This window comes from Bacillus ectoiniformans (assembly GCF_016908875.1).
In the GTDB taxonomy this organism is placed as follows: domain Bacteria; phylum Bacillota; class Bacilli; order Bacillales; family Domibacillaceae; genus Bacillus_BX; species Bacillus_BX ectoiniformans.
The window spans coordinates 458,287-483,357 of record NZ_JAFBES010000001.1; the positions used below are offsets into that span (position 1 = coordinate 458,287).

Genomic DNA, 25,071 nt, shown 5'->3' on the forward strand with positions numbered 1-25,071 from the left:
AAATAAAGAGCCGCAGCCATTTATTTACTCTCTTCTTTTATTATTTATTAGTTACCTTCGTTCCATTTCTTCAAGGCAATGGTAGCGTTATGTCCGCCGAAGCCAAGTGAATTGCTGATTGCGACTTTAATATCCTTTTCAACTGCTTCATTTGGAAGATAATTCAGATCACATTCTGGATCAGGTGTTTCTAAATTGATTGTTGGAGGCATGATGCCATTCTTAAGCGCCATTGCAGTAAAGATCGCTTCGATTCCGCCTGCTGCTCCAAGCAAATGACCTGTCATAGATTTTGTTGAACTGATGGATAATTTGTGTGCATAGTCGCCAAACACTCGCTTAATCGCCATCGTTTCAAATTTATCGTTGTATGGCGTGCTTGTCCCATGAGCGTTAATATAGTCGACATCTTCAGGAGCTAAGCCGCCGTCTTCAATCGCTAATTTCATCGCACGAGCGCCGCCTTCTCCGCCTGGTGATGGTGCTGTAATATGGTGGGCATCCCCTGTTGCGCCGTATCCAACGATCTCGGCATAAATTTTTGCCCCGCGTTTCACTGCATGCTCCAACTCTTCTAAAACCATAATGCCTGCGCCTTCACCCATGATAAATCCACTGCGGTTAGCATCAAATGGACGGCTGGCTGTTTTCGGATCAGGATTAGTAGATAATGCTGTGTTGGCACAGAAACCTGCCATGGACATTTGGGTAATTGGAGCTTCAGCACCGCCAGTGATCATTGCGTCTGCATCACCGCGCTGAATGACTTTAAATGCGTCTCCAATCGAGTTCGTTCCTGTCGCACAAGCTGTTACCGTACATGAATTGACCCCTTTTGCACCCAGGTAAATCGAAACTTGTCCAGCTGCCATATCAGGAATCATCATTGGCACGAAGAATGGGCTGACACGTCTGTAGCCGCGCTCCATAAATGTTTTATACTGCTGCTCAAATGTTTCCATTCCGCCAATTCCAGAACCAACCCATACACCAATGCGCTCAGCGTTTGATTCATCAATGGTTAAATCAGCATCTTCAACAGCCATCTTCCCTGCTGCCACCGCATATTGCGTAAAGCGATCCATCTTACGCGCGTCTTTTTTATCAAAATACTGCTCAGGATCAAAATCTGTAATTTCAGCGGCTACTTTCGCCGGGTAATCATCCGGATTTACTCTTGTCAGCGGTTTAATTCCGCTTACTCCTTTAATAACATTTGACCAAGCTTCTTCTAATGTGTTTCCTACAGGCGAGATAATTCCAAGCCCCGTAATTACTACTCTGCGCTTTTCCATGATTCCACTCCTTTAATAATATAACCAAACGGTTTTCCTATCTATATGGACTTATCGTCCCCATCTCATGGCAATGGCGCCCCAGGTTAACCCGCCGCCGAACCCTACCATGACTAATAAATCATCGTCTTTAATGTTGCCTGCTTCGATTTCCTCCATAAAGGTTAACGGTATGGAGGCCGCTGATGTATTTCCATATTTATTAATTGTGACTGACATTTTCTCTTTCGGGAGGTTCAATCTTTCCCTTGCCGCCTCCATAATTCGGATATTCGCTTGATGAGGCAGGAGGAAATCTACATCTTCCTTTTGATATCCTGCTTTTTCAATCACGTTTACACATGATTCCCCCATTTGGCGCACAGCGAATTTATAAACTTCACGGCCGTTCATTTTGACGAACTCTTCTTGATACAAATGCTTTAACCCAGAACCGTCTGCACCAAGTTCAAATGAGAGAATCCCTCTTCCTTCTGATACTTGTCCGACAACAGCCGCTCCTGCTCCATCTCCAAACAAAACAGCGGTATTACGGTCATTCCAGTCGAGGATTTTAGATAGCTTTTCTACACCTACCACCAGCACATATTTATACGTGCCAGTTTCCACAAATTGCTTAGCTGTAATTAAACCATACATAAAACCTGCACATGCTGCACTAATATCCATGGCTGCTGCATGTTTGGCTCCAATTTGATCTTGAATCATGCAGGCAACTGATGGAAATCGGTAATCAGGAGTAACGGTGGCTACTAGAATTAATCCAATATCTTCTGGTGATATCCCAGCCTGTTCAATTGCTTTCTTAGCAGCTTCCACTCCCATATCAGACGTTTCAATATCGTCTCCAGCTATTCTTCTCTCTTCAATTCCAGTGCGTGAACGAATCCATTCATCTGATGTATCCATTACCTTTTCTAAGTCATGATTGGTGACAACCTTTTCAGGAACATAGCGTCCCATTCCAATTACCCCAGCATTCATAAAGGTTTCCCCTTCTTTCGACTTCTATTTATATATGTACTATCAATTATTATGACTTGGTACTAATTTTACTGAAAATATACTGAATTTGCAACCATATTTTCATGAGAGATTCCTATGATTTTCGAGATCATTCCGCAAAAACAGCCCCTATGAATCTCCAAGAATCAGCACGTTGAGCCAAAATAAAAAAGCCTCAAACACATATATATGTTCAAGGCCTCACTTTAATTGTTACTCACTCTTTGCATCTTGCTTGCCTAATTCATAAGCTTCGTTCATGACGTTTAAAAATAGTCCCATAAATGGTTCCATTAAATTCATTGAAAATTCAATACCTGAATCCTTTAATTTCTCTTGTGCCTCTGGCAAATATTTCATAGCAATTTGCATAAATTCCATATTTTTATTTTCGTTCATTATGATTTCCTCCAGCTATTTATTTGGCAGCTTCCCAGTATCAATATACCGGTCCACATATTCAACTAATTGGTCAGCAAACTCTTTGTCTATATGGGAATTAAATTCTGACATGGAAATAACCCCATCTGAAAAATCAAATGACAGGTTCCCTGATTTTAACTCATTCTCGGCAAAGCGTTGAGCGATGAGCAAGTATAACTTATCTACATGCTGAATTGTACTTGTTAACACCGTATCTTCCCCAAGCTCCGATTGATCAGAGACATAACCAATTGCATACAGCTGATTTTCTTTCAGCCTTTCGATAACAGGTACATTATAACCATCTCCCGCAGGATATACAACATCAACGTTTTTCTTCATCATCCCGTCAAGAATGAGGAGTGCTTTATCTTCATCATCCCAGTCATTTACATATTCTATAAGAATCTGTATATCCTTATTTTCAAACTTAGCCCCTTCAACAAAACCTTTGATTTCTGGCTGCCATTTGTAAGAGGCGATGATACCGATCGTTTCTGTTTTCGAGGCATGAGCGGCGGTCATTCCACCAAAAAATCCCATGGCATGACTGTCAAATTTTAAACTTGTCGTATTTTTTTCGGCGGCTTGTCCGTTAAAACTGACGAAGTGCATATCCGGGTATTCTGGAGCAATTTTATTAAAAAACTCGGCATATTCCATTCCATGGCCAAAAACTAAATTAACCCCTTTATGCGAGAATTCTTCAATTGCTCGTTCAGTCAGTATTTGTGAATCAATTCTTTCTTTATAATAAACATCCACGCCATATTCAGCTTCAATTTTCAGCATGCCTTTATAGCCTTTGGTTCCCCAAACTTGGTCACTGATTGTATCTGTTACCAGTAAGCCGACACTTTCAAGTTCTCCTTTATCAGCCTCATTCGAACACCCTGGTACGATTGATACAAGCAATATAATTAAGATCATGATCCACTTATTAATCATCCAATTCCAATGCCCCTTTTATATACATACGTGCCACACTCTTCCATTTTACTGAAACTAGGTTCAGATAAAAAGCAAAAGTTATTTATTAATTGTTTGAATCATTCACAAGAGATTTCACGAAATGTTTACATATTCAAATAATCCTTTAACGAGCTGAAATTTTTCTTTCTACTTGCCTCTTTTTTGTGCTAAGATTAAGTTTAGATTACATATTTACTTTTTATTGAAGGAGGGGAAACAATGCAATTTATTATGACGTTTTTCTGGACATTCTTATTGGCAGAAATGGTGACTTATGTAGTAAGTTCAATGAACGGAGCACCATTCCATTTCGAAATCGGCTTATTATTAGGTGTGATCGTCACTGTTTTAATATTTGTTTTAACAGCTCTTATTCCGAACGATCCGGTGGATGAGCATTAATTTATTCACATTATAAAAGGTTAGCGGCTACTATCGCCGCTAACCTTTTTTGTGTCCTTATTTAATCACCAGGCTACCATTTTCAACATCGACTATGATCTCTTCTTGAGGAGAAACCTGACCCGCAATGATCGCGCGTGCAAGCTTCGTTTCAATTTCACGCTGGATAAATCGCTTTAAAGGACGGGCGCCGTAAACAGGGTCGAATCCTTCCTTGGCAATATACATTTCTGCCTCTTTAGTCACCTTCATTTTCATTTGCTGGTCTTTCAGCCTGCTCTCTAAGCCTTTCAGCATTTTGCCCGCAATGCCTTGAATATTGTTTAAACTAAGCGGTTTAAACAGAACTATATCATCGACGCGGTTTAAAAATTCCGGACGGAAATGCTGCCGGAGCTGCTGCATCACTAAGTCTTTTGTTTCTTCCTGGATCTCTTCTTCATTTTCTTTACGGTCTAACAAGTAAGATGAACCAATGTTCGATGTCATGATGACCACTGTGTTTTTACAGTCAACCGTCCGGCCTTGTGAATCCGTAATCCGGCCATCATCAAGCATTTGCAGAAGAATATTAAACACTTCCGGGTGAGCTTTTTCTATTTCATCCAAGAGAACGACTGAATAAGGTTTTCTTCTCAGCGCTTCCGTCAGCTGGCCGCCTTCTTCAAATCCGACATATCCTGGAGGTGCGCCAACTAAACGGGAAACAGAATGCTTCTCCATATATTCAGACATATCGATCCGAATCATTTGCTCCTCACTGTCAAACAATGTGTGGGCAAGTGTTTTAGCTAATTCGGTTTTCCCCACGCCAGTCGGACCTAAGAAGATAAAGGAACCAATCGGGCGGTCAGGATCTTTAATACCGGCACGCGCTCTTAGTACGGCATCGCTTACTAACTGAACTGCTTCTTCCTGGCCAACGACACGCTCATGCAAAATCTGTTCAAGGCGCAGCAGCTTTTCCCGTTCTCCTTCAACAAGTCTAGTCACCGGTATGCCTGTCCAGCGCGCCACAATTCCAGCAATCTCTTCTTCTGTCACTTCTTCTCGCAGAAGACGGTTCTCATTTTCTTCTGATTCCGCTGTCTCTCTCTCAAGATCTTGCAGTTCCTTTTCAGCCGAAGGAATTTTGCCGTGGCGAAGTTCTGCGGCCTTATTTAAGTCATAGCGGCTTTCAGCATCTTCAAGCTCTCGTCTAAGTTTCTCAAGGAGTTCTCTTTTTTCCTGAATGCGTCCAATCGCTTCCTTTTCCCCCTGCCACTTCGCATGCATTTCATTCGCTTTTTCCTTTAAGTTAGCCAGCTCTTTCTGAAGCTGCTCAAGCCTCGCCTTGCTTCCGGCGTCCGTTTCCTTCTGAAGAGCGGCTTCTTCAATTTCAAGCTGCATCACTCTGCGGGTGACTTCGTCAAGTTCACTCGGCATCGAATCAATTTCTGTTCGGATCATTGCACATGCTTCGTCTACTAGATCAATGGCTTTATCAGGAAGAAAACGATCCGTAATGTAGCGGTTTGACAGGGCCGCTGCTGCCACGATTGCCCGGTCATGAATATTGACGCCGTGATGGATTTCAAAACGCTCTTTCAACCCGCGCAGAATGGATACAGTATCCTCTACAGTGGGTTCCTGAACTAACACCTGCTGGAAACGGCGTTCAAGAGCTGGATCTTTCTCAATGTATTTGCGATGTTCTTCTAGAGTCGTAGCTCCTATACAGTGGAGTTCTCCGCGGGCAAGCATCGGCTTCAGCATATTCCCTGCATCCATCGCTCCCTCCGTTTTACCTGCTCCAACGATCGTATGAAGCTCATCAATGAACAGCAAAATTCTGCCGTCGCTTTTTTTCACTTCAGTTAAAACCGCTTTTAAACGCTCTTCAAACTCTCCCCGAAACTTTGCCCCTGCAATAAGCGAGCTCATGTCTAAAGCAAAAATGGTTTTATCCTTTAATCCATCCGGCACATCCTTTCTGACAATCCTTTGTGCCAGCCCTTCTACAATCGCCGTTTTCCCTACTCCCGGCTCACCAATTAGAACCGGGTTGTTTTTTGTTTTTCTTGATAAAATTCGAATGACATGTCGAATTTCATTGTCTCGTCCAATGACCGGATCTAACTTTCCTGACCGCACTTCTTCCACTAAATCACGCCCGTATTTTGTTAATGCTTCATAACTAGTTTCTGGCTGCTGTGATGTCACTTTATGGTTCCCCCTTATTTCAAGTATTGTTTTTTCTAAATGCTCCTTACTTAACTGTTCATTACGCAAAAATTGCTGCATTGTCCTGCTAGTTATTTCAGGCAAAGCGACAGCCACATGTTCAACAGAAAGATAATCATCTTCCCATTTAGATTTATACCGATCAGCTTGATCAAGCAATGTCTGCAAGTCAGAGGACAAATAGGCTCCATATTTTATTCCATCTCCAGAAACGACTGGCTTCTTCTTTAACTCCTGCTGTACAAATGACAGCCAGCTGCTCTTCTTGCTCCCTGCCCTTTCCATGATTCTCATGAAAAAACTGTCTTCCCGGGCAGCGAGTACCAATAACAGATGCTCTATGCCTATTTCAGTATGTTCCCTTTCCTTTGCAACGGTTTGAGCTTCGGCCAATCCTTCCTGCATCGTGTACGTCATACGCTCTATATTCAACTTCCTCACCTCTTTGACCTTTCTTGACTATTAAAGATATTATATTCCGCTCACCTAATTTCTGTAAAGCTATTTGAATTGAACGAAATATCTTTTATTTCATTCCCCTTTTCCCTCTCACATATCAATTATTAATTTTTATTTAAATAGATAAACAGTCTATTTACTTTTTCATTCATGCTCATGTTAAATTAGATAGGTGAAACTATTAGATGGAGGATTTATTAAATGGATGATGTATATTTATTAGTAAAATATTTGTTTTTAGGCTTATTTCAAGGCTTTACTGAACCCATCCCTATTTCTTCAAGCGGACATTTACAGCTTGCCAAGTATTTTTTCGATATTGAGATAAAAGGGCTTACCTTTGATTTAATGGTGAATTCAGCATCATTGCTTGCCGTATTAGCTATTTACCGGGCTGATATTATGAGAATTGCTTTTAATGGCTTAAATTATGTTAAACATAAGCGTCCGGAAGATCGATCAGAGTTCATGTTTATCATTTACCTAATCATTGCGACCATCCCAGCAGGCGTTATCGGTGTCGTATTCGGAGATTTTATCGAAGACAAATTATCATCCGTACGAACGGTAGCCATTACTTTAATCATCACCGGCGTGGCACTATGGACCATTAGAAATCTGCGCGGACGCAAGAATGATGGGGATATGTCTATAAAAGATGCATTGATTATCGGATGTGCCCAAGCGGTCGCATTAATCCCTGGCATCAGCCGTTCAGGAGCAACAATCGTAGCTGCCATGGGTCTTGGAATGAAACAAGAAACTGCCTTGCGTTTTTCTTTCTTATTATTCATTCCGGTAAGTTTAGGCGGAATGATATTAAGTTTCTCTGATATTCTTCAAGATCCCCACTTACAGGAATTAGCCATTCCTTATACACTGGCTTTTATCGGCTCCTTTGTCATGTCCTATTTTTCATTAAAATGGTTTATGAATATTATGGCACAGGGAAATTTAAAATATTTTGCTATTTACTGTTTCATCGTCGGTCCTTTAGTTCTGCTATTCTTATGATGTCTTGCAAAAAATTTGCTGTTGTTTAATCCATTTCATACTATTAAAATAGGATTAACATAAAAATACATTTAAGAAGGATGATCCGATGTCCACTGCCCCTTCTATAAAAAATTCAATGAAAGAGCTGTTTGAGGGAGAAAGAATCACACGCAGCTTTCGTAAAGGCGAATATGTATTTCAGCAAGGATCACCGGCAAAAGAACTGTTCCTCCTATTGCACGGAAAAGTTCAAATAGGAAAACTCATTCCCGATGGCCGAGAATTGTCATTGAGGATTTGCGGCAAGGATGATATCTTGGCAGAATTTGCTTTTTTTGACCAAGATACCTCCTATCTCTCTAACGCTAAAGTGTTAGAAGATGCAGAAGTACTGGTGATCACGAAGGAATATATGGAGGAGCAGCTATCTGCCCACCCTTCTAGAATGGTCAAGTGGTTTCAGCATTCACAGATTGAACACCTGAAGACACAATCTAAGCTGCGGGATTTAATCTTGCATGGAAAAAAAGGAGCTGTCTACTCCACGCTGATACGATTATGCAATACCTTTGGAAAACAGACAGCTGATGGGATCACCCTCGATATTTCTCTTACTAATCAAGAAGTGGCCAGCCTGTGTGGAACTTCACGAGAAGTGGTCAACCGAATGCTAAGTGAACTCAAAAAAGAAAATGTTGTAGTAACAAAAGACAGTCAGCTGATTATTCAAAATCTGGATTATTTAAAAGAAGCGATCGACTGCGACAACTGCCCAATTGAAATATGCCAGATTGATTAATTCTACTTAAAAAGATCCTCCACAGACTAGCTGCGGAGGATCTTTTTTTAATGATGGCTTAGCGGATTCCAAGCGCGATTTTTGCATAGCGCGACATTTTATCTCTCGTCCAAGGTGGATTCCAGACAATGTCAACCTCTGTTTCCTTCACTTCAGGAATATCCGCAAGCGCTGCTTTTACTTGATCCACAATTACGCCCGCTAATGGACATCCCATGGCAGTTAATGTCATAGTTACAGTGGTTTTGCCCGCATCATCCATATCTACGTCATAAACCAATCCCAGATTAACGATATCGATTCCTAATTCAGGATCAATAACCTGTTCTAATGCGCCCATAATGTTATCTTTTAAATCTTGATCCATTCCTGTCACCCCTTATTAGTTTTCACTATACTCATGATAACAAACAAATGAGAAAAATAGCACATGTTATGCTCTATTTTGTCCCATACACCCAAAATAATAGCCTCTATTGGACATATCATAATGAATAAGCGTAAACTTATTCATAACTAATGGAAAAAGGAGTGCCCCCGATGTTTGAGAAGCATTTGATTGTATTAGACCTAGATGGAACTTTATTAACCGACGCGAAAACAATCTCGCCTCGCACAAAAAGCACCCTCACAAAAGCAATGGAAAAAGGCCATGAAGTCATGATTGCTACCGGCCGTCCCTACCGTTCAAGCGAACCTTATTATAGGGAGCTCGGATTAAATACACCGATTGTTAATTTTAACGGCGCTTTTGTGCATAATCCCCACAGCAAAAGCTTCGGATTTCATCATGAACCGATGGATATCGCTGCCGCTAAGGAAGTCATTGAAGCGTGCCATGACTTTAACTTCCATAACATCATCGCAGAAGTGCTAGACGATGTGTATATTCACTACCATGATGAAAAGCTGCTTGATATTTTCAGCATGGGTGACCCTGCTATTACCACTGGCGACTTGCGCCGGTTCCTGTCTGACCACCCAACAAGTATGCTAATTCACGCGAATGAAGAAGATGTCCCTTCCATTCGCAAACACTTAAGTGATGTTCATGCAGAACTCATTGACCATAGAAGATGGGGAGCGCCTTGGCACATCATAGAATTAGTTAAAACCGGTTTAAATAAAGCTGTAGGCATCCAAAAAGCAGCTGCAGATTTAAATATTCCTAAACAGCGGATCATTGCCTTTGGAGACGAGGACAATGATTTAGAAATGATTGAATATGCCGGAATTGGCGTGGCCATGGATAATGGCATTACCCAGCTAAAAAGCATCGCTGCTGAAATTACTGCTTCTAATGAAGAAGACGGCATTGCAGTCTTCTTGGAAGATCGTTTAGGATTAAAATAGAAAAACAGGCTCTGACAAAGAGCCTGTTTTTCTATTCCTTTCTGAAGAAGCCAAAGATACCGGCCGTTTCAACGATATTAGTGAAAGCATTCGGATCAACTTCTTTAATGATTCGTTCTAGATCATATAATTCATAACGAGTGATCACAATCATCAATAAATCTCGCTGTTGTCCTGAAAAGGCTCCTTTTGCCGGCAGCACTGTAATCCCTCTGACAAGCTTGGCATGAATGGCTTTCTTCACTTCTTCCGATTTACCTGTTACAATCAACGCTGTCAATTTTGCATGGCGTGTATGAATAGCATCCACTACCCGAGTGGAAGCGTATAAGGCAACCAGTGTGTATAATGCTTTTTCCCAGCCATATATTAAACCGGCTGTCATGATAATGACGGCATTCATTATTAAGAAATACGATCCAATCGGACGATCCTTCATACGAGACAGGATCATCGCAATAATATCCAGACCTCCCGTAGAAGCCCCCCACTTTAATGTTAACCCGACACCTATAGCCGCAATCACTCCGCCAAACACAGCATTTAACAGGATATCACCGGACAGAGCTGTTACTGGAATCACTTCTAGAAAGAAGGACGTAATGACAACGGATAAAAAACTGTAAACAGTAAATGATTTCCCAACTTTCTTCCATCCTAAGATTGTCACGGGAATATTTAATAATAAGAGCAAGAAACCGGTCGATACGCGAAAAGGCGTAAATGTTTCAAAGATATTAGATAGCAATTGCGCGATGCCTGTAAATCCGCTGGCATACACATTGGCAGGTATTAAAAAAAGATTCATCGCTAGCGCACTGAATAGAGCACCTATCGTCACAACGATGATTTTCTGTACTTCAGGAATTATCCGTTCCTTTGACATTCGCTTTCCTCCTTCGATTTAGTATCTTTCGTCATTCTAAATGGATACCAATTGTACGGCTATTCTCTCAAAGCTGCAGCCCATTTTCAGCTGTACACTTTCCAAGCCGTTTATTGACACTGAAAGATGCCATTGTAAATGATCTCACTTAGGGGTGTCAACAGCTAGAGCATATTTTCCTCTCAGAAATAATTGGATTCTAAACCTAAGTAAAACCTGTCTATATCTATAGTAAGACCACAACACTTATTTCCCTATTCCCAACAAAAGCTAACCTATTTATCTAGATTATTTTTCAATTCATTTGCTTGTTTCTAAGCAGTCTTTTATAATTATTCTAAAGATATAACCAGTGGAGGTAGCATATGGCGAAGGAAAATTCATTTGACATTGTTTCAAAAGTAGACTTTTCAGAAGTGACGAATGCAATCGCACTTGCATTAAAAGAAGTAAAAAACCGTTATGACTTTAAAGGCAGCAAAAGTGACATTAAACTTGATAACGAAGAATTGGTGCTTATTTCAGACGATGAATTTAAATTGGATCAGCTGAAAGATGTACTAATCAGTAAATTAATTAAGCGCAGTGTGCCAGTTAAAAACCTGGATTACGGCAAAGTAGAAGGCGCTTCTGGCGGCACTGTCCGTCAAAAAACAAAATTGGTTCAGGGAATTGATAAAGAGACAGGAAAAAAGTTAAATACATTAATTAAAAACAGCGGAATTAAAGTAAAATCCCAAATCCAAGATGATCAAATGCGGATCACCGGCAAAAGTAAGGATGATCTGCAAAAAATCATGTCACTTGTTCGTGAAGAAGATTTGCCGGTAGATGTTCAATTTGTTAACTTCCGCTGATTCTCCTTAAAGGTCTGAAACAATTGTTTCAGGCTTTTTATTTTGTCCTTAAGAACGTTGTCGTTATTTAAAAAAACTGGTTATTTTTTTCTTACCTGGGTAAAGACTAGATGTGAAGCTACTATACAAACCTGGGAGTGAATGGAATGAGCCAAGATCAAAATCAAACTAAACAAACATTTCCAAAGCAGCATCAGGAGGAGCAGCCAGGCAAAACGGAACCAATGAGCCCGCAGCCAGACCATATTCGCAGCAACTATAAAGGCAGCGATAAGCTAAAGGATAAAGTCGCTTTAATAACGGGCGCTGACAGCGGCATTGGCCGATCTGCAGCGATTCATTTTGCTCGTGAGGGTGCTGACCTCGTCATTTCTTATTTAAATGAACATGAAGATGCACAGGAAACGAAGAAGCTTGTTGAACAAGAAGGCAGAAAATGCTTGTTGATTTCAGGTGATTTGGGGACAGAAAGCTTTTGTAAGGAAGTTGTTCAGAAGACAATCGATGAATTCGGCAAGCTAGACGTCCTGGTGAACAACGCGGCTGAGCAGCACCCGCAAAACAGCATTTTAGATATTACAGCAGAACAAATGGAACAAACATTCCGAACCAACTTTTTTGGCTATTTCTATATGACGAAAGCCGCGCTTCCACATTTAAAACAAGGAGCAAGCATTATTAACACCGCGTCGATCACCGCATATGAAGGAAACGAAACGCTGATTGACTACTCTTCAACTAAAGGCGCCATCGTATCCTTCACACGTGCCATGTCCAATTCTCTCGCTAAGGATGGAATACGCGTGAATGGCGTTGCTCCGGGACCGATTTGGACGCCATTGATCCCTTCTACTTTTTCATCAGAAAAGGTATCTCATTTTGGAGCAAACACGCCATTTGGACGGGCAGGCCAGCCAAGCGAACTAGGTCCCGCCTATGTGTTCTTAGCCAGCGAAGACTCCAGCTACATTTCCGGCCAGATGATTCATATCAATGGCGGTAAAGTGATTAATGGATAATGGCTAGAAAAAACCCTTCAAAGCTTTGAGGCTTTGAAGGGTTTTTCCATCACTAATTATTATGCTTTCCGGCCAGTTCTTCCGCGTTTCCAGACAAGATATAGGAAAATCATAAATACAACATATACTCCTGCAAGTGCCATGACAAACGACATATTAATGCCTGTCTTTTTGGCTAGTGCATAAATTTCAGAAGTTTCCCGGTCCATATAAATGGTAAACTTTCCGTCCTGCGGCCGCACAAGATCTCCGGCAAGCAGTCCTCTAAGCTCTTTATTCGCATCAAGTTCTTCAGCAGGAATAGATACTTTTTGAGTGATCCCGGAGTTATTTACACCAACAATGATCACTTCATCTTTGTACTCTCTTTTAAGTACCGTCATTCCATCCTTAGAGTAAATAGGTTCATACGTACCGCGCGTTAAAGCCGGCAGCTGCTGACGAAGTTCTCCGAGTTTCGTCACATAGTCAATCAGCTCTTTGTCAGCACGAAAACTCATAAACCGGTGATTGTCTGTTCCTTCTCCCCCGTCAAGCGCAATTTCCGAACCATAATATACAATCGGCAGTCCAGGAATCGTATATAGATAAGTTAAGGCAAGCTTCCAGCGAGTTCCGGGAAAGACATGTTCATTGACCATATCTCTCGTGTACCGATTCATTAAGTGAGAATCGAACCGATTGGCAGTTAATCGCGGATTATTACTAATTGATTCTGTTTCTTTTAACAGCTTCGGTGTCGTTTCTGAATCTTGATCAATATTTTTAAATTGCTCACGAAGAGGCTCGGTCATTGCAGGATTCGTCACGCTGTCCAAGCCCGCTTGCTGGTATTCGTTTAGCAGGTTTAAATCCTTCTCGGCACTCTCTCCCATTAAGAAGAAATCTTTCTTGACTGATTTCACTTCTTTCGAAAAATCTTTCCAAAAGTCAGCCGGCGCTCCCGTTGCATTACTTAAATAATACCCATCAAGTTCTGTTTGTTCAGTCCACCACTTGGCCGATTGAATGATCTCCTGCTTCACTGGCTCTTTCTCTAAATCCAGAGCCGATCGATCTCCCATCCACTCATAATCAGTCTCTGATTTCGATTTAAACCAATCTGCTTTGCTTTCGTCTTTCACCCACGGATGGGATGCGCTTACATGGGTCACTGGAAAATCAATCAAGACTTTCATATCTTTTTTATGGGCTTCTTTTAATAAATGGTTAAAATCCTTCATGGACCCAAAATAAGGATTCAGTTTTTTATAATTAGTAATTTGATACCCATGATAACTATTTGGGGCATTTTTAAATATCGGACTTAGAATAATGGTCGTAAACCCCATATCTTTCAAATCATCTAGCCCTGTTTCAATCCCTTTAAAATCGCCGCCTTGATAAGCAGCGGGATCCTCCGTATTAACGTCTTTATCATTTGCGTTATCGCCATTGCCGAAACGGTCCACCATTAGAAAATACATGGTTTCATCTTGCCATTCACGTTCTTCTTTTTCTACAGCTCCAGCAGGAAATGCGTATAAAAGAAGAAACGGTATTACTAAAAGAGAGAATAATCTTCTTTTCATCTCCGCTTCCCCCCACTATTAAATGATCGTACCGCTTTTAAGATTATCCTTTTCATGTATGAACGTCAAACACCATTATCAAAAGTTCATGAAAAGTACATAACACGACTAAACACTTTTACTTTATGTTAGATTTCCTTACATGAATTTTCAGAAAACAGTTGATTTTTCTTAAAACTTAGCATAGTATAAGACATATCATATTTTATGTAAGAAAACCTAACATGAAAGAGGGAGATTGTATGAAGAAGATCGAGACAATTATTCGTCCGGACTGCTTCCAAGCACTTCGCCAAGCTTTATCTGAAGCTGGCATTAACGGCTTGACCGTATTTGAAGCGGCTGGGTGCGGCAAACAAAAAGGCAAAAGCGGAATGTTCAGGGGAAATGCTTTCGAAATTCAGCTGCTCCCTAAAATAAAAGTAGAAATGGTCGTCGATGACCACCAAGCAGATTCGATTATTGAATTGATCATTGCCCATTGCCGGACAGGTGAGATCGGTGATGGAAAGATTTTCGTTTCATCCATTGAGGAAGTCATTCGCATCCGCACAGGAGAAAAGGGAAATACAGCTATTTAATAAGGAGGAACTACATTGACATTCAAATCTAGTCTTTTGTTTTTATTTTTACTGCTGGTGCCTACAATTGCTTACGGTCAAGAACCATCTGCATCCGAAGTGCAATCCTCGGTCGATATGCTTTGGACGATGATTGGAGCTATTCTCGTATTTTTCATGCATGCCGGATTTTCAATGGTAGAGTCAGGGTTTACCCGCTCAAAAAACACATTGAATATCTTAATGAAGAACTTTTTAACGGTAGCCATTTCTTCCGTTTTATTTCTGGCAGTCGGATTTGCATTTATGTTCGGAGACAGTGTGTCAGGTGTAATCGGCAAAAGCGGATTTTTCATGACAGGCCGTGAAGACGTTGGCTTCTTTGTTTTCCAAGCTGTTTTTGCCGCCACTTGTGCTACGATTATATCCGGTGCGGTCGCTGAACGAATGAAATTATCAAGCTACTTGCTTTTAACGATTGTTATGACCTCTTTCATTTACCCTGTAGTTGGTCATTGGATTTGGGGCGGCGGCTGGCTTTCTGAAATGGGATTCGTTGACTTTGCAGGTTCTACAGTCGTTCATCTGACTGGAGCGGCTGGGGCATTCGTTACCTTATTGTTCCTCGGCCCTCGAATAGGGAAATACAATAAAGGGCAAGTAAACGTCATCCCTGGCCACAATATTCCAATTGGCGCTCTCGGCGTATTCATTCTATGGTTCGGCTGGTTCGGGTTTAACGGAGGCAGCACACTGGCAGCCGATCCGTCACTTGTTCCTTTAGTTATTACAAATACTTTTCTAGCTGCATCCGCGGCCATATTAGCCACTGCAGGCATGACACAATTGCTTTATAAAAGAATTGACCCTTCTTTAACGTTGAACGGAGCACTGGCAGGGCTTGTTGGAATTACGGCCGGTTGTGCGTTTGTTTCTCTCATCGGTTCTTTATTTATAGGATTAGCAGCTGGTGTGATTATGGTCATCGCCGTTCGGTTCATTGATGTGAACTTGAAAATGGATGACCCTGTCGGAGCAATCGCTGTTCACGGAATCTGCGGCATCTGGGGAACAGTGGCACTTGGGTTCTTCCACATAGAAAGCGGATTATTTTACGGTGGAGATGCCTCCCTTCTGATCATTCAAACACTCGGTGTACTCGCTGTAATCGGATGGACAGCATTCGCTGCTTCTTCCTTCTTATTCCTATATACTCGCCTAACATCGATCCGGGTATCTAAAGAAGAAGAGGTTGCTGGACTGGACTTCGCAGAGCATGGTTCAAACGCTTATGAATTCAAAGATTTACTGCTGACTGGCGAATCAGCACCACCTCAATCGTTTGGTGAAGGATTAGTTCACCGTCTCAACAATTTAGATGATCGCCGCGCAAGAAGAAGCAGCTAGAGACATACACAAAGAGTGAGCAGGAATCCTTTCCGCTCACTCTTTTTATTTATTCATTTATGAAATCTTTGACAGAATTTCTTCTTTTATTTCCGCAGAGACATAATTCTTTTTGGCAAACACATCATACCCTTGCTTTCTTACCTCTTTCAAAATGGCTTGATAAAAGTAAGCTGCCGCTTTTACTGGCACTCTTGCTTCCCTTGGGTATAAATGAAAAGTAGCTTTTGCTCTTTCATAGTATTTTTCCGATTCTCGAGCCATTTCCTCCCATACTCCAATAAAGGCTGGATTAATTACACCTCTTTTTAAATCTTCTACGCTATAATGATATTTTTGCAGAAGCTTTGCTGGCAGGTACACTCTTCCTCGTTCTAAATCTTCTCCTATATCTCTCAGGATATTCGTCAGCTGCATGGCGTAGCCAAGGCTAACCGCTCCATCATAAAGCTGTCTATCTTGATTAGGAGCTAATATCGGCAGCAGCATTAATCCAACGGCACTGGCTACATGATAAGAATAATCCAGCACGTCACCAAGCGTGTGAAAAGGTTTGCTTTCAAGGTCCATCTTTTGTCCATTAAGCATATCAATAAATGGCTGTTTATCCATTGGAAAGCGTTGAAAGACATCAGCGAGCGCTACCCAGACCGGATCCTCCTTAGAGAAATCACCTTGAAAGAAACGATACATTTCTGCTTCAAATATAAGAAGCTCCTCTAAAGGACGGCTGCCTTCGTCCACAATATCATCTGCTTTGCGGCAAAAACCATAGACAGCCCACACAGCTTGACGTTTTGTCTCCGGCAAAAAAGAGAATGCATAATAAAACGTTTTCGAATGATGCTTAATCGTATCTTCACAGATTTGATAAGCGGATGCTATGTTCATGATCTTCCCTCTTTTCTGGAAATGATGATAAATTCCATTCTTTTTTTATGGTTTCAGAGAGCACATGTGCCCCCTGCATAACAATTGGAATGCCGCCGCCCGGGTGAGTAGACGCACCTACCGCATAAACATTTGTGTAAGGGCCTGCCTTTACTTGAGGTCTGAAAATGCCTGACTGAAAGAGCGTCGGAGCGATACCAAAACTTCCTCCCATATATAACCCTTCATCCATCGCTTCTTTTGGGGTCCGAATTTGAACCCATTCCATATGTTTCTGCAGATCAGTAAATCCTTTTTCTTCTAATCGAATCATAATCTTTTCTTTATAGCTGTCCTTCTCTCGCTCCCAGTCAATATGGTCACCCGCCGGCACAGGAACAAGTACATAAAGCACACCTTTCCCTTCAGGAGCTAAAGAAGGATCCACAACTGATGGATGAAACACATAGATCGACGGATCCTCAGGAAGGACTTCTTTGGAAAAAACTTGATTCATATTTTCTTCAAAGTCTTCTCCTAAATAAAACTGATGAATATTTTTATCTTGATAGATTTTATCCAGGCCCATATATAATAGAAAACAACTGGATGAAGACTCATATTTACGCACTGATTTCTTTAAAAGCTTTTCCGCGACAGGAAAGTCTCCATTAAGCACAACTAAATCCGCTCGTTCTTGTTGTCCATTTACAGATACGCCGTATGCCGTTTTGCCATCTACCAGCAATTCATTGACAGGAGCGCCTTTTCTTATCGTAACCCCCTGTTTTAACAAGGCGTTTTCAAGCACCTTCGTCAAGCTTGCATAGCCACCTTTTAAATAGTAGATTCCATGCTTATGTTCACTATAGGAAACGAGGCTGTAAATAGACGGTGTGACAAAAGGATTTCCTCCAATGTATAACGTTTGCAAGGCATAGGCTGTTCGCAAGTCTTCATGTGAAAAATAAGTCTTCAAGTTTTCCATCACACTTTTATAAGCTTTTAATTTTAATAAGGTCTGTAAGGTAGGTGTGTTCCAAAAATCTTTCTTTTTAAAGAAGGGTTTTTCAAGGAATTTCTCTTTTCCTAGACGGAAGCGGATGTCCATATCTTTCATAAATCGCTGAAACCCCAGTTCATCTCCAGGAAATCGGCGGCGAATCTCTTCTATTTGTGTTTGAAGATCTGCATACTTTGTATAGCTATTTCCATCATTAAAATGGATATCATACAGCGGATCGCATTGGATTAATTCATAGTCTTCATCGTCTATGCCCGCTTCTCTAAGAAATTCCCGGAACATTTCCGGCAGCAAGACAATCGTTGGCCCTTTATCAATCTTGAAACCATCTTTTTCCACAAAGGCTAAACGCCCTCCCAGCCGATCGTCCTTTTCATATATCACTACATCAAAGCCCTGCTTTCGCAAAAGCAAAGCGGTCATCATTCCGCCAATTCCGCCTCCTGCAATCGCCGCCTTCATAACATACCTCTTAACTTCTCAAGTGGAATAAACCCTCTTTGTACGGATTGTTTCATGATAAGATTGCTCGTGATTCTTGCCGATTCTAGAATGGTCGGCAAGCCGCTGCCAGGATGCGTTCCACCGCCGACAAGCCAGCAATGATCTAATTCTTCAAAGCGATTATGCGGGCGAAAAACCATCATTTGCGAGAGCCGATGACTTAAATTAAACGTGGCTCCTTTATAGACAAAATAGTCTTTCTCCCAATCTTTCGGACTGATTATTTTTTCAAACTCTATATGCTCGCGAAGACCTTTAAACTCACTTTTTTGTTCGACTAGATCCAGAACGAGATCACGAAAGTTCTGTTCGTGCTTCTCCCATTCAATTTCGCTCATATTATTCGGGACCGGAGCTAAAATATAAATGGCAGATTTCCCTTTAGGAGCCAAGGTCGGATCGGTCACGCTCGCATTCTGAATGTAGATCGATGGATCAGCTGAAAGCTGCATCGAACCCGTGACTTCCTCTACATTTTTTCGGTAGTCAGAGGCAAAAAGAATGGTATGGTGAGGCAAATCAAATGTTTGATTGACACCTAAATAAATCATAAATGTAGAACATGAATATTTTTTCTTCTCCAGCTTTTCCCTGCTGTATTTCTTCAGCAGCCCTTCATCCGCCAAGTTCGTCATCACGTGGGCGAAGTCTCCGTTAACAACGACTTCATCCGCTTCAACCGACGTGCCGCTTTCTAATTCAAGACCAACAACTTTCCGACCTTGCGTCTTAAATTTTTTCACCGCTGTATTTAAATGAATCTTCCCGCCATACTCCTTTACTACTTTCGCCATGGCTTTCGGCAGCTGATTTAATCCGCCAATCGGATGATACACGCCATATTCATGTTCCATAAACGAAAGGATAGAGAAGGCTCCCGGACATTCCCAAGGAGACATGCCAAGGTATTTGGATTGAAAAGTAAAAGCCAGGCGCAGCTCTTCATCAGAAAAATATTCACTTAACACATCATGAAGCGTTTGGCCTAAAGATAAATGCGGCAATGCCGAAAGAACGTTCCAGCGTAAGTAATGATGGTATTTATTCATTGGACTTTGCAGGATCGGCTTAAGCTTCGCCATTTTTTGACGGGTATCACTCATAAACCGTTCATATCCCTTTTCATTGCCAGGATACACTTTGCCAATTTGCTCCTTCATTTTTTCTTGATCCCGGTGCATCTGAATTTTGTTCTGATCAAAGCGAAGCTCATACATCATCTTCAGTTCTTTCAAATCGATATAATCATGTAAATTGCGTCCGCACTGTTCGAAGATCTCTTCTGCAATCTCTGGCATACTTAAAAATGTAGGGCCAATATCAAACGTATAGCCATCTTTCTCAATCGCTCCATTTCTTCCGCCTATAAACGACTGCTTCTCATAAACATCTACTTGATACCCCGCGCTTGCCAGCAACATAGCAGAAGCTAATCCACCAGGACCGGCGCCGATGACCGCAATCTTCATTGCCACATCTTCCAGCTCCTTTTATATAAACAAATATTATACATAACTTATACAAATAATTATACATAGGTGTCGGTTTCGCCGCAAAAATGAATATTCTCTTTTTTAATTTAATTTTTCGCAATAAAAAAAGACCTGCTAAAAAGCGGGTCCATTTCATAAGTAGAATCTATTCTTCTGAATCAGCAGGCGGGACAGTTTTATTTATTTGCTTAGAAGCTATTTGTACAGCCGCTATAAATAGACTTAATAAACCAATCCAAACAAGTGAAAAGAAAACGGTCATCACTGATCCCCCTATACAAGTCTTCCTTTTCTGATAGTTTATCATCAAAAAAAGACCTTGTCCGTTAGGAACAGGTCTTTTTTTGAAAAATATTAGGCAAGGAAATTCAAGCCTAAAGGAAGTTTAAATCCTAAATAAATGGTGATAATCAAGAGCAGCACCATGCCAATCAGTACCTTGCTTGTATCTTTTCCTTTTTTCTTACGGACAAGCACCATTTCCATCAGGCCAATAGTTAAAATTCCTGCCAGCATTTTCATTCCGTAAAGCATATCATTGATCGTGTGATGCTTGCCGAAAAGCATCAGCCCCGTCGCCAGCACTAGCACATAGAACAGTCTTAGCCCCATATGTACGCCTGTTGACATCTTGCTGTATGCAACAAAAAATAAGATAACAGCAATAACCCAGGTAGTGATATGTAAATGAGTACTATCAAAAAACATATCCATTTCAGTCACTCCTTCCTTTAAAAGTATCTTCTCCATATTACCATGTTCGTTTCCACAAGAGAAAAATTATCTCTCCGAAAATTATTGAACTTTGTTTGTCAGTGTACCAACTTTTTCAATCGTAATTTCAATCGTATCCCCTGATTTCAGAGGTGATTGCGGATTCATACCAAACCCTACTCCAGCTGGCGTTCCAGTCGCAATAACGTCACCAGGTTCAAGTGTCATGCCTTTAGACAATGTCGCGATAATTTCATCAATTGGGAAGATGAAATACTCTGTATTAGACTGCTGGCGAACTTCTCCATTTACCTTCGTCTCAACAGATAAATTCCCTGGATGATCGATCTCATCTTTCGTCACGATCCAAGGTCCCATCGGGCAAGTGCCGTCCAGGCTTTTGCCAAGAAAGAATTGCTTATGGCGCTTTTGAATATCTCTCGCTGTCACATCGTTGATAATCGTATAGCCGAATACATAATCAAGCGCATCTCCCTGGTTAATTTCTTTCCCACGCTTGCCGATGATCACCCCTAACTCTCCCTCATAATCCATGAAGTCAGTCAGATCTGTATAAGCAGGAATCGTTTCTTTGTCTGCAATAACTGCTGTCGGCGATTTCGTAAACACCATCAAATCTGTAGGGATACTTTCTTCCCCACCCATTTCTACGGCATGATCACGGTAGTTCTTGCCGATACACATCACATTCTTTGACGGTCTTGGAATCGGCGCCAGCCATTTCACTTCTTCATTTGGCACACTCGCAGCTTGTCTTTGCTCTGCATCCGCTGATTCTAGCCATTCTTGAATGAGACGAACCCACTCATTGCCCGTTGCAATCGCTTCAATCAATATATGAGGAAGCTCCGCTGATAAAGACATGCTTTGCACATCATAAACCGTACTCGCCTGCTCATCGTATACCCCATACTTTTCTTCTTCATTGTGTAAATAGCTGATTAATTTCATCCTAATTCCCCCTTTGTTTTTTTACCCTTTTCTTTGTCCTCCATATGTTACCTTCCGCCATAAACTTTCCATCGGCCCCTGGCTGAACTTAGACAGCCAAATCTTTGAAAAAAGCACTTGAATCGAGAATATGGCAAGCACTAGCCAGACTCCGGTTTTCAAACTAATTTGTCCATATAACCCAAGACCATAATGATAGAAAATAAGCGTGCCGATCACCGACTGCATTAAATAGTTGGTCAGAGACATACGTCCGGCGGCGGCAAGAGGATGTAATAGCTTCTCTGCTGGCTTTTTAGTTGAAAGGAAGATCACTAGAGCAGCATAACTTATGGCAAGCAATGGTCCCCCTAAAGAATCCTGAATGAATGTATAAGCTAAATTCGGCTCAAAGATTATCGGCAGCGCCTTTAAGATGACACCCGCTGTAAAGAAACTGCCAAACACGCGAAGTGCTGATGCCGGTTTATCCATCCATTTTGAAATAACGCCTAGCTTGTACACACCCGCACCGATCAATAAGTGCGGAAAAATAGAGATAAATTGCAATAAAACCGTTTCGAGTCCATTCACCGTCAGCCAGTCTCTAGTCCGCTGTGCAGTGATCTCCATAAAGCTACCGCTTCCATAGGCAGAGATCGATTGAGAAATAGACGTTATATCTGTCCAAAAAATGACGCTCGTCGGATCGGTCTTTGCCATGAGCAGCAACAGCAGCCCCAAAAAGAGATTTGGCAAAAATAACAGCACGCTGCCTGTAATGATTAATATTTTACCTGAATATCTTAATAGAATCAGCAATAGAAACCCAAAAACGGCATAATTTATCAGAATATCCCCCGACCAGATCAGAAATGCGTGAATAAGACCGATTAATAGTAAGAAGGAAAACCGCTTTAAGCCTATTGGCCAGTAGGATACACCTCTTTTATTTGCTTTTTCATGCTGCATGGCTGCTCCGAAACCGAATAGCATCGCAAACAGCGGATAAAAGCTAGCCTGGACAAAGAGATCGATCCATTGAAAGTTCATTACATCTGACGGCCGATCCCACCATTCATAGGGATTGTAGTAAAGATAAGGAGAATGGAAAGCCATCATATTCACAAGGAAGATGCCGAGTAAAGATAGCCCTCTTAAACTATCTATTGAGAGTATTCGCTGCTGTTGGTCATTAGGTGCCAGTTCCACCTATAACACTCCTTTCAATCAAAAATCACATCTTAATATTCCATTCATATCATATCATTAAATGGAGAAGGAAGGATGTGTTTCGCATTGCCTGCTCTTGTAGGAAATGTAACTGTCATCAGTATTGGTTCGAGCGGAGTATTCAATATAGGCGATGTATACCAGATCCATCCCATTGCTCAAGTAAAAACGTATTCTGGTGCAGGTTCCTTTAACACCGGCCAGGGATTAACTGTCACAACAGGACCATCAGCGACAAATTCGTATGACCAGGATCAAATCGATCAAGGGTTATTCCAGTCTTTTTAGGAGATGGATGATGAATATATATATTTCACAAAGCATTAACATTCGATATATAAACATAGGAAGTGTGTCTAATTCGTCTATGCTGCAAATCGGCACAGCAGGGTCAGTTACTCCTGCGTCCTATTTATTTAATACAGGCAGATTTACAGGACCGGCTCCCTCTGCGAACGGCCAAACCATAATTACGGAAGGCTCAGAAAGTACGCCTGCAGGTAAAGAGTTTCTTGTGCCACTTCAGTCACCAACTTAAAAACCGATGAACAAGCGGGGTGAAAAGATGAATCATTTATCCAATACACAAACGATGTGGCAATGGCTGCAGCAGCAGCAGCGGCAAATGCACCTTATGGAGAAAAAGCTGGCCGCACTTGAGCAAGAGGTTGAAGAATTAAAGAAAAGGCCGCCCGTCTCTGTGGAAAAAATCGAATATAGCTTCGATCAGCTAAAGGTAGAAACGCTTTCTGGTGCACTGCATATTGGACTGACACCTTCCGATTTATCAGGCATTAAAGATCTTGACATTGATCTCTCTAAACAAAACCAGCCGAATCCAGAGCAAGTGGAAAGAGTACTTCAAGCCGCAACACAATTTATTGACAGCCACCTTGAAACCATCGCTTCAGATTATGCCCTGCAAATGAACCGCATCATTGATCCGCAGATGATCCAATTTATGAAACAAGATCTTTTCAAACAGCTGCCCCAGCGAATCGGTTTTTATTTACAGCAAAGCAAAAATGCACATCCGGATGCGCAATTTGATATTGTATTCCCTAAAGTAAAAGCTGACATTGAGCAGGCTCTCTTTCTATTTATGAGTAAAATGGATGGCGAAATGAGAGGAGAATCTAACCATGAAGATCCAAATCATCAACCGTGAGCTGGCAGTCGGTGAAATTACAATCACCGGTGTGTCCAGTTCTTCCTGCTTACAAATTGGCGACACCCATCTGATTGAAATGCATTCAACATTCGACACTCCGCCTGAAGCATTGATCATTGGCCCATTTGTGCCGCTTGGTCCGGAGAGCTAATATGACTCGCTTATCAACGGTGAATAATATACATGTGACGTCCGTTTCTAATACGTCCGTTTTTGAAATAGGTGACGTTCACAGGATTCGAGCTGAAGCGAATGTATTCGCCATTCAAAGAGTGAGAGAACGATTCCAGGGTAATGAGGAACGGCCCGAAATATTACTTCCTCCCGCTCATTTGTCAGCTAGCTGCATAAGCAAAACCTATGAAACGATCAATCTTCTCCCATGTATCCATGTGAATCAAATTAAGGTAACGGGCGTCTCTGTTGCTTCCAACGTTCTGATAGGATCAGCTTGCCACTTATCCTACAGAGTGAGCACCAAACACGTCAGAGATTTCTCTTAAACTTTATGTTGAAGGAGCGTGAAGAAATTGCCTGCCATTATTGGGCCTGTCACTATATGTAATATGGGGGGCGGCACCGTTCATTATGGCGATACCCTTTATATCTCGCCAAAATCCGCCAGTAAAACGGCCGCGGGCGCTGGCTCTTTAAACACAGGTCCTTTTATAGTGACTTACAGCGGCCTCAACGCTAACCCTGTTTTCAACTGCCCTGGAGTCGATCAGCCCATCGTAGGAAATAATTAAAATTAGGGATTCCCGTCTGATATTGGCCATTTACTGATGAAATTACAATCAATGAGTCGGCACTTCATTAAGAGCACTGCTTTAGGGACGATTTAAGCAGCCTATTGGGGGTATTTTGGGATCTATCGGCGGCTT

The 25,071-nt window shown here is 41.5% G+C and carries 28 protein-coding genes; 14 read left to right on the forward strand and 14 right to left on the reverse strand.

All coding sequences use genetic code 11. The features are described from left to right. Positions 1–47: 47 nt before the first annotated feature. From fabF to JOC78_RS02365, 4 genes are all read right to left on the reverse strand, one after another. Entirely contained in the window at positions 48–1,295 is a 1,248-nt protein-coding gene (gene fabF / locus JOC78_RS02350) for a beta-ketoacyl-ACP synthase II (RefSeq protein WP_204552633.1), read from the reverse strand. A 51-nt stretch (positions 1,296–1,346) separates the two neighbouring features. Next, a complete protein-coding gene (locus JOC78_RS02355; protein WP_204552635.1) occupies positions 1,347–2,279 on the reverse strand; it encodes a beta-ketoacyl-ACP synthase III in 933 nt (310 codons plus the stop codon). A 234-nt stretch (positions 2,280–2,513) separates the two neighbouring features. Continuing rightward, on the reverse strand, positions 2,514–2,699 hold the full coding sequence (locus JOC78_RS02360) for a ComZ family protein (RefSeq protein WP_204552637.1): 186 nt from the start codon (positions 2,697–2,699) through the stop codon (positions 2,514–2,516). 15 nt (positions 2,700–2,714) lie between these two features. After that, positions 2,715–3,671, reverse strand: coding sequence for a BMP family ABC transporter substrate-binding protein (locus JOC78_RS02365; protein WP_204552639.1), 957 nt, complete (start codon positions 3,669–3,671; stop codon positions 2,715–2,717). 243 nt (positions 3,672–3,914) lie between these two features. On the opposite strand from JOC78_RS02365, the gene JOC78_RS02370 reads away from it, so the two are divergent. Next, positions 3,915–4,097, forward strand: a complete 183-nt coding sequence (locus JOC78_RS02370) for a YjzD family protein (RefSeq protein ID WP_204552641.1) — start codon at positions 3,915–3,917, stop codon at positions 4,095–4,097. A 57-nt stretch (positions 4,098–4,154) separates the two neighbouring features. On the opposite strand, the gene clpB is transcribed toward JOC78_RS02370, so the two are convergent. After that, positions 4,155–6,752: an ATP-dependent chaperone ClpB gene (gene clpB, locus JOC78_RS02375; protein WP_239586931.1), complete on the reverse strand. Its 2,598-nt coding sequence runs from the start codon at positions 6,750–6,752 to the stop codon at positions 4,155–4,157. Between the two features lie 228 nt (positions 6,753–6,980). Here clpB and JOC78_RS02380 point away from each other — a divergent pair, with 228 nt between their 5' ends. Both JOC78_RS02380 and JOC78_RS02385 read left to right on the forward strand, forming a co-directional pair. Then, positions 6,981–7,793, forward strand: a complete 813-nt coding sequence (locus tag JOC78_RS02380) for an undecaprenyl-diphosphate phosphatase (protein WP_204552643.1) — start codon at positions 6,981–6,983, stop codon at positions 7,791–7,793. Between the two features lie 88 nt (positions 7,794–7,881). After that, positions 7,882–8,574 carry a Crp/Fnr family transcriptional regulator gene (locus tag JOC78_RS02385; RefSeq protein WP_204552645.1) on the forward strand — a complete coding sequence of 231 codons (693 nt, stop codon included), beginning with the start codon at positions 7,882–7,884 and terminating at the stop codon, positions 8,572–8,574. Positions 8,575–8,632: 58 nt separating this feature from the next. Here the strand turns inward: JOC78_RS02385 and JOC78_RS02390 are convergent, their stop codons facing one another. Continuing rightward, on the reverse strand, positions 8,633–8,941 hold the full coding sequence (locus tag JOC78_RS02390; RefSeq protein WP_204552647.1) for a metal-sulfur cluster assembly factor: 309 nt from the start codon (positions 8,939–8,941) through the stop codon (positions 8,633–8,635). A 173-nt stretch (positions 8,942–9,114) separates the two neighbouring features. Between JOC78_RS02390 and JOC78_RS02395 the strand changes: the two genes are divergently transcribed. Continuing rightward, positions 9,115–9,927 (forward strand): Cof-type HAD-IIB family hydrolase, encoded by an 813-nt coding sequence (locus JOC78_RS02395; protein ID WP_204552649.1) that lies wholly within the window; start codon positions 9,115–9,117, stop codon positions 9,925–9,927. A gap of 31 nt (positions 9,928–9,958) precedes the next feature. On the opposite strand, the gene JOC78_RS02400 is transcribed toward JOC78_RS02395, so the two are convergent. Continuing rightward, positions 9,959–10,813, reverse strand: coding sequence for a YitT family protein (locus tag JOC78_RS02400; RefSeq protein WP_204552651.1), 855 nt, complete (start codon positions 10,811–10,813; stop codon positions 9,959–9,961). Between the two features lie 365 nt (positions 10,814–11,178). Here JOC78_RS02400 and JOC78_RS02405 point away from each other — a divergent pair, with 365 nt between their 5' ends. Further along, complete coding sequence (locus JOC78_RS02405) at positions 11,179–11,670, forward strand: YajQ family cyclic di-GMP-binding protein (RefSeq protein WP_204552653.1); 492 nt, start codon at positions 11,179–11,181, stop codon at positions 11,668–11,670. Between the two features lie 146 nt (positions 11,671–11,816). After that, positions 11,817–12,689: an SDR family oxidoreductase gene (locus JOC78_RS02410; RefSeq protein ID WP_204552655.1), complete on the forward strand. Its 873-nt coding sequence runs from the start codon at positions 11,817–11,819 to the stop codon at positions 12,687–12,689. A gap of 59 nt (positions 12,690–12,748) precedes the next feature. On the opposite strand, the gene JOC78_RS02415 is transcribed toward JOC78_RS02410, so the two are convergent. Further along, positions 12,749–14,260: an alpha-amylase family glycosyl hydrolase gene (locus tag JOC78_RS02415; RefSeq protein ID WP_204552657.1), complete on the reverse strand. Its 1,512-nt coding sequence runs from the start codon at positions 14,258–14,260 to the stop codon at positions 12,749–12,751. Between the two features lie 242 nt (positions 14,261–14,502). Here JOC78_RS02415 and JOC78_RS02420 point away from each other — a divergent pair, with 242 nt between their 5' ends. After that, positions 14,503–14,841: a P-II family nitrogen regulator gene (locus tag JOC78_RS02420; RefSeq protein WP_204552659.1), complete on the forward strand. Its 339-nt coding sequence runs from the start codon at positions 14,503–14,505 to the stop codon at positions 14,839–14,841. A gap of 15 nt (positions 14,842–14,856) precedes the next feature. Continuing rightward, positions 14,857–16,227 (forward strand): ammonium transporter, encoded by a 1,371-nt coding sequence (locus tag JOC78_RS02425; protein WP_420829887.1) that lies wholly within the window; start codon positions 14,857–14,859, stop codon positions 16,225–16,227. A 57-nt stretch (positions 16,228–16,284) separates the two neighbouring features. Here the strand turns inward: JOC78_RS02425 and JOC78_RS02430 are convergent, their stop codons facing one another. From JOC78_RS02430 to JOC78_RS02455, 6 genes are all read right to left on the reverse strand, one after another. Further along, the gene (locus JOC78_RS02430; protein ID WP_204552929.1) at positions 16,285–17,121 is read right to left on the reverse strand and encodes a squalene/phytoene synthase family protein; all 837 of its coding nucleotides are present in this window, start codon (positions 17,119–17,121) and stop codon (positions 16,285–16,287) included. Then, entirely contained in the window at positions 17,087–18,583 is a 1,497-nt protein-coding gene (locus JOC78_RS02435; protein ID WP_204552661.1) for a phytoene desaturase family protein, read from the reverse strand. The genes JOC78_RS02430 and JOC78_RS02435 overlap by 35 nt, the downstream gene beginning before the upstream one ends. Next, the gene (locus tag JOC78_RS02440) at positions 18,580–20,100 is read right to left on the reverse strand and encodes a phytoene desaturase family protein (protein ID WP_420829888.1); all 1,521 of its coding nucleotides are present in this window, start codon (positions 20,098–20,100) and stop codon (positions 18,580–18,582) included. The genes JOC78_RS02435 and JOC78_RS02440 overlap by 4 nt, the downstream gene beginning before the upstream one ends. 372 nt (positions 20,101–20,472) lie before the next feature. Beyond that, on the reverse strand, positions 20,473–20,832 hold the full coding sequence (locus JOC78_RS02445; RefSeq protein ID WP_204552663.1) for a YisL family protein: 360 nt from the start codon (positions 20,830–20,832) through the stop codon (positions 20,473–20,475). A gap of 81 nt (positions 20,833–20,913) precedes the next feature. Continuing rightward, on the reverse strand, positions 20,914–21,804 hold the full coding sequence (locus JOC78_RS02450) for a fumarylacetoacetate hydrolase family protein (RefSeq protein ID WP_204552666.1): 891 nt from the start codon (positions 21,802–21,804) through the stop codon (positions 20,914–20,916). A 21-nt stretch (positions 21,805–21,825) separates the two neighbouring features. Further along, complete coding sequence (locus tag JOC78_RS02455; RefSeq protein ID WP_338023151.1) at positions 21,826–22,995, reverse strand: DUF418 domain-containing protein; 1,170 nt, start codon at positions 22,993–22,995, stop codon at positions 21,826–21,828. Positions 22,996–23,082: 87 nt separating this feature from the next. Between JOC78_RS02455 and JOC78_RS02460 the strand changes: the two genes are divergently transcribed. From JOC78_RS02460 to JOC78_RS02485, 6 genes are read left to right on the forward strand one after another with little or no spacing between them, the layout of a single operon-like run. Beyond that, positions 23,083–23,304 (forward strand): spore germination protein, encoded by a 222-nt coding sequence (locus JOC78_RS02460; RefSeq protein ID WP_204552932.1) that lies wholly within the window; start codon positions 23,083–23,085, stop codon positions 23,302–23,304. Between the two features lie 10 nt (positions 23,305–23,314). Beyond that, the gene (locus tag JOC78_RS02465; protein WP_204552668.1) at positions 23,315–23,554 is read left to right on the forward strand and encodes a spore germination protein GerPB; all 240 of its coding nucleotides are present in this window, start codon (positions 23,315–23,317) and stop codon (positions 23,552–23,554) included. Between the two features lie 27 nt (positions 23,555–23,581). Continuing rightward, positions 23,582–24,184, forward strand: coding sequence for a spore germination protein GerPC (gene gerPC, locus JOC78_RS02470; protein ID WP_204552670.1), 603 nt, complete (start codon positions 23,582–23,584; stop codon positions 24,182–24,184). Next, entirely contained in the window at positions 24,159–24,338 is a 180-nt protein-coding gene (locus JOC78_RS02475; RefSeq protein ID WP_204552672.1) for a spore gernimation protein GerPD, read from the forward strand. The genes gerPC and JOC78_RS02475 overlap by 26 nt, the downstream gene beginning before the upstream one ends. Before the next feature lies 1 nt (position 24,339). Further along, on the forward strand, positions 24,340–24,690 hold the full coding sequence (locus JOC78_RS02480) for a spore germination protein GerPE (protein ID WP_204552674.1): 351 nt from the start codon (positions 24,340–24,342) through the stop codon (positions 24,688–24,690). An 18-nt stretch (positions 24,691–24,708) separates the two neighbouring features. Continuing rightward, positions 24,709–24,936: a spore germination protein gene (locus JOC78_RS02485; protein ID WP_420829889.1), complete on the forward strand. Its 228-nt coding sequence runs from the start codon at positions 24,709–24,711 to the stop codon at positions 24,934–24,936. Positions 24,937–25,071 lie beyond the last annotated feature (135 nt).

Excerpts from the sequence above, each read along its gene's own strand:
- fabF (WP_204552633.1), bottom strand. The coding sequence starts at position 1,295 with ATGGAAAAGCGCAGAGTAGTAATTACGGGGCTTGGAATTATCTCGCCT.
- JOC78_RS02355 (WP_204552635.1), bottom strand. The coding sequence starts at position 2,279 with ATGAATGCTGGGGTAATTGGAATGGGACGCTATGTTCCTGAAAAGGTT.
- JOC78_RS02360 (WP_204552637.1), bottom strand. The coding sequence starts at position 2,699 with ATGAACGAAAATAAAAATATGGAATTTATGCAAATTGCTATGAAATAT.
- JOC78_RS02365 (WP_204552639.1), bottom strand. The coding sequence starts at position 3,671 with ATGATTAATAAGTGGATCATGATCTTAATTATATTGCTTGTATCAATC.
- JOC78_RS02370 (WP_204552641.1), top strand. The coding sequence starts at position 3,915 with ATGCAATTTATTATGACGTTTTTCTGGACATTCTTATTGGCAGAAATG.
- JOC78_RS02380 (WP_204552643.1), top strand. The coding sequence starts at position 6,981 with ATGGATGATGTATATTTATTAGTAAAATATTTGTTTTTAGGCTTATTT.
- JOC78_RS02385 (WP_204552645.1), top strand. The coding sequence starts at position 7,882 with ATGTCCACTGCCCCTTCTATAAAAAATTCAATGAAAGAGCTGTTTGAG.
- JOC78_RS02390 (WP_204552647.1), bottom strand. The coding sequence starts at position 8,941 with ATGGATCAAGATTTAAAAGATAACATTATGGGCGCATTAGAACAGGTT.
- JOC78_RS02395 (WP_204552649.1), top strand. The coding sequence starts at position 9,115 with ATGTTTGAGAAGCATTTGATTGTATTAGACCTAGATGGAACTTTATTA.
- JOC78_RS02400 (WP_204552651.1), bottom strand. The coding sequence starts at position 10,813 with ATGTCAAAGGAACGGATAATTCCTGAAGTACAGAAAATCATCGTTGTG.
- JOC78_RS02405 (WP_204552653.1), top strand. The coding sequence starts at position 11,179 with ATGGCGAAGGAAAATTCATTTGACATTGTTTCAAAAGTAGACTTTTCA.
- JOC78_RS02410 (WP_204552655.1), top strand. The coding sequence starts at position 11,817 with ATGAGCCAAGATCAAAATCAAACTAAACAAACATTTCCAAAGCAGCAT.
- JOC78_RS02415 (WP_204552657.1), bottom strand. The coding sequence starts at position 14,260 with ATGAAAAGAAGATTATTCTCTCTTTTAGTAATACCGTTTCTTCTTTTA.
- JOC78_RS02420 (WP_204552659.1), top strand. The coding sequence starts at position 14,503 with ATGAAGAAGATCGAGACAATTATTCGTCCGGACTGCTTCCAAGCACTT.
- JOC78_RS02435 (WP_204552661.1), bottom strand. The coding sequence starts at position 18,583 with ATGAAGGCGGCGATTGCAGGAGGCGGAATTGGCGGAATGATGACCGCT.
- JOC78_RS02445 (WP_204552663.1), bottom strand. The coding sequence starts at position 20,832 with ATGGATATGTTTTTTGATAGTACTCATTTACATATCACTACCTGGGTT.
- JOC78_RS02450 (WP_204552666.1), bottom strand. The coding sequence starts at position 21,804 with ATGAAATTAATCAGCTATTTACACAATGAAGAAGAAAAGTATGGGGTA.
- JOC78_RS02465 (WP_204552668.1), top strand. The coding sequence starts at position 23,315 with ATGAATATATATATTTCACAAAGCATTAACATTCGATATATAAACATA.
- gerPC (WP_204552670.1), top strand. The coding sequence starts at position 23,582 with ATGAATCATTTATCCAATACACAAACGATGTGGCAATGGCTGCAGCAG.
- JOC78_RS02475 (WP_204552672.1), top strand. The coding sequence starts at position 24,159 with ATGAAGATCCAAATCATCAACCGTGAGCTGGCAGTCGGTGAAATTACA.
- JOC78_RS02480 (WP_204552674.1), top strand. The coding sequence starts at position 24,340 with ATGACTCGCTTATCAACGGTGAATAATATACATGTGACGTCCGTTTCT.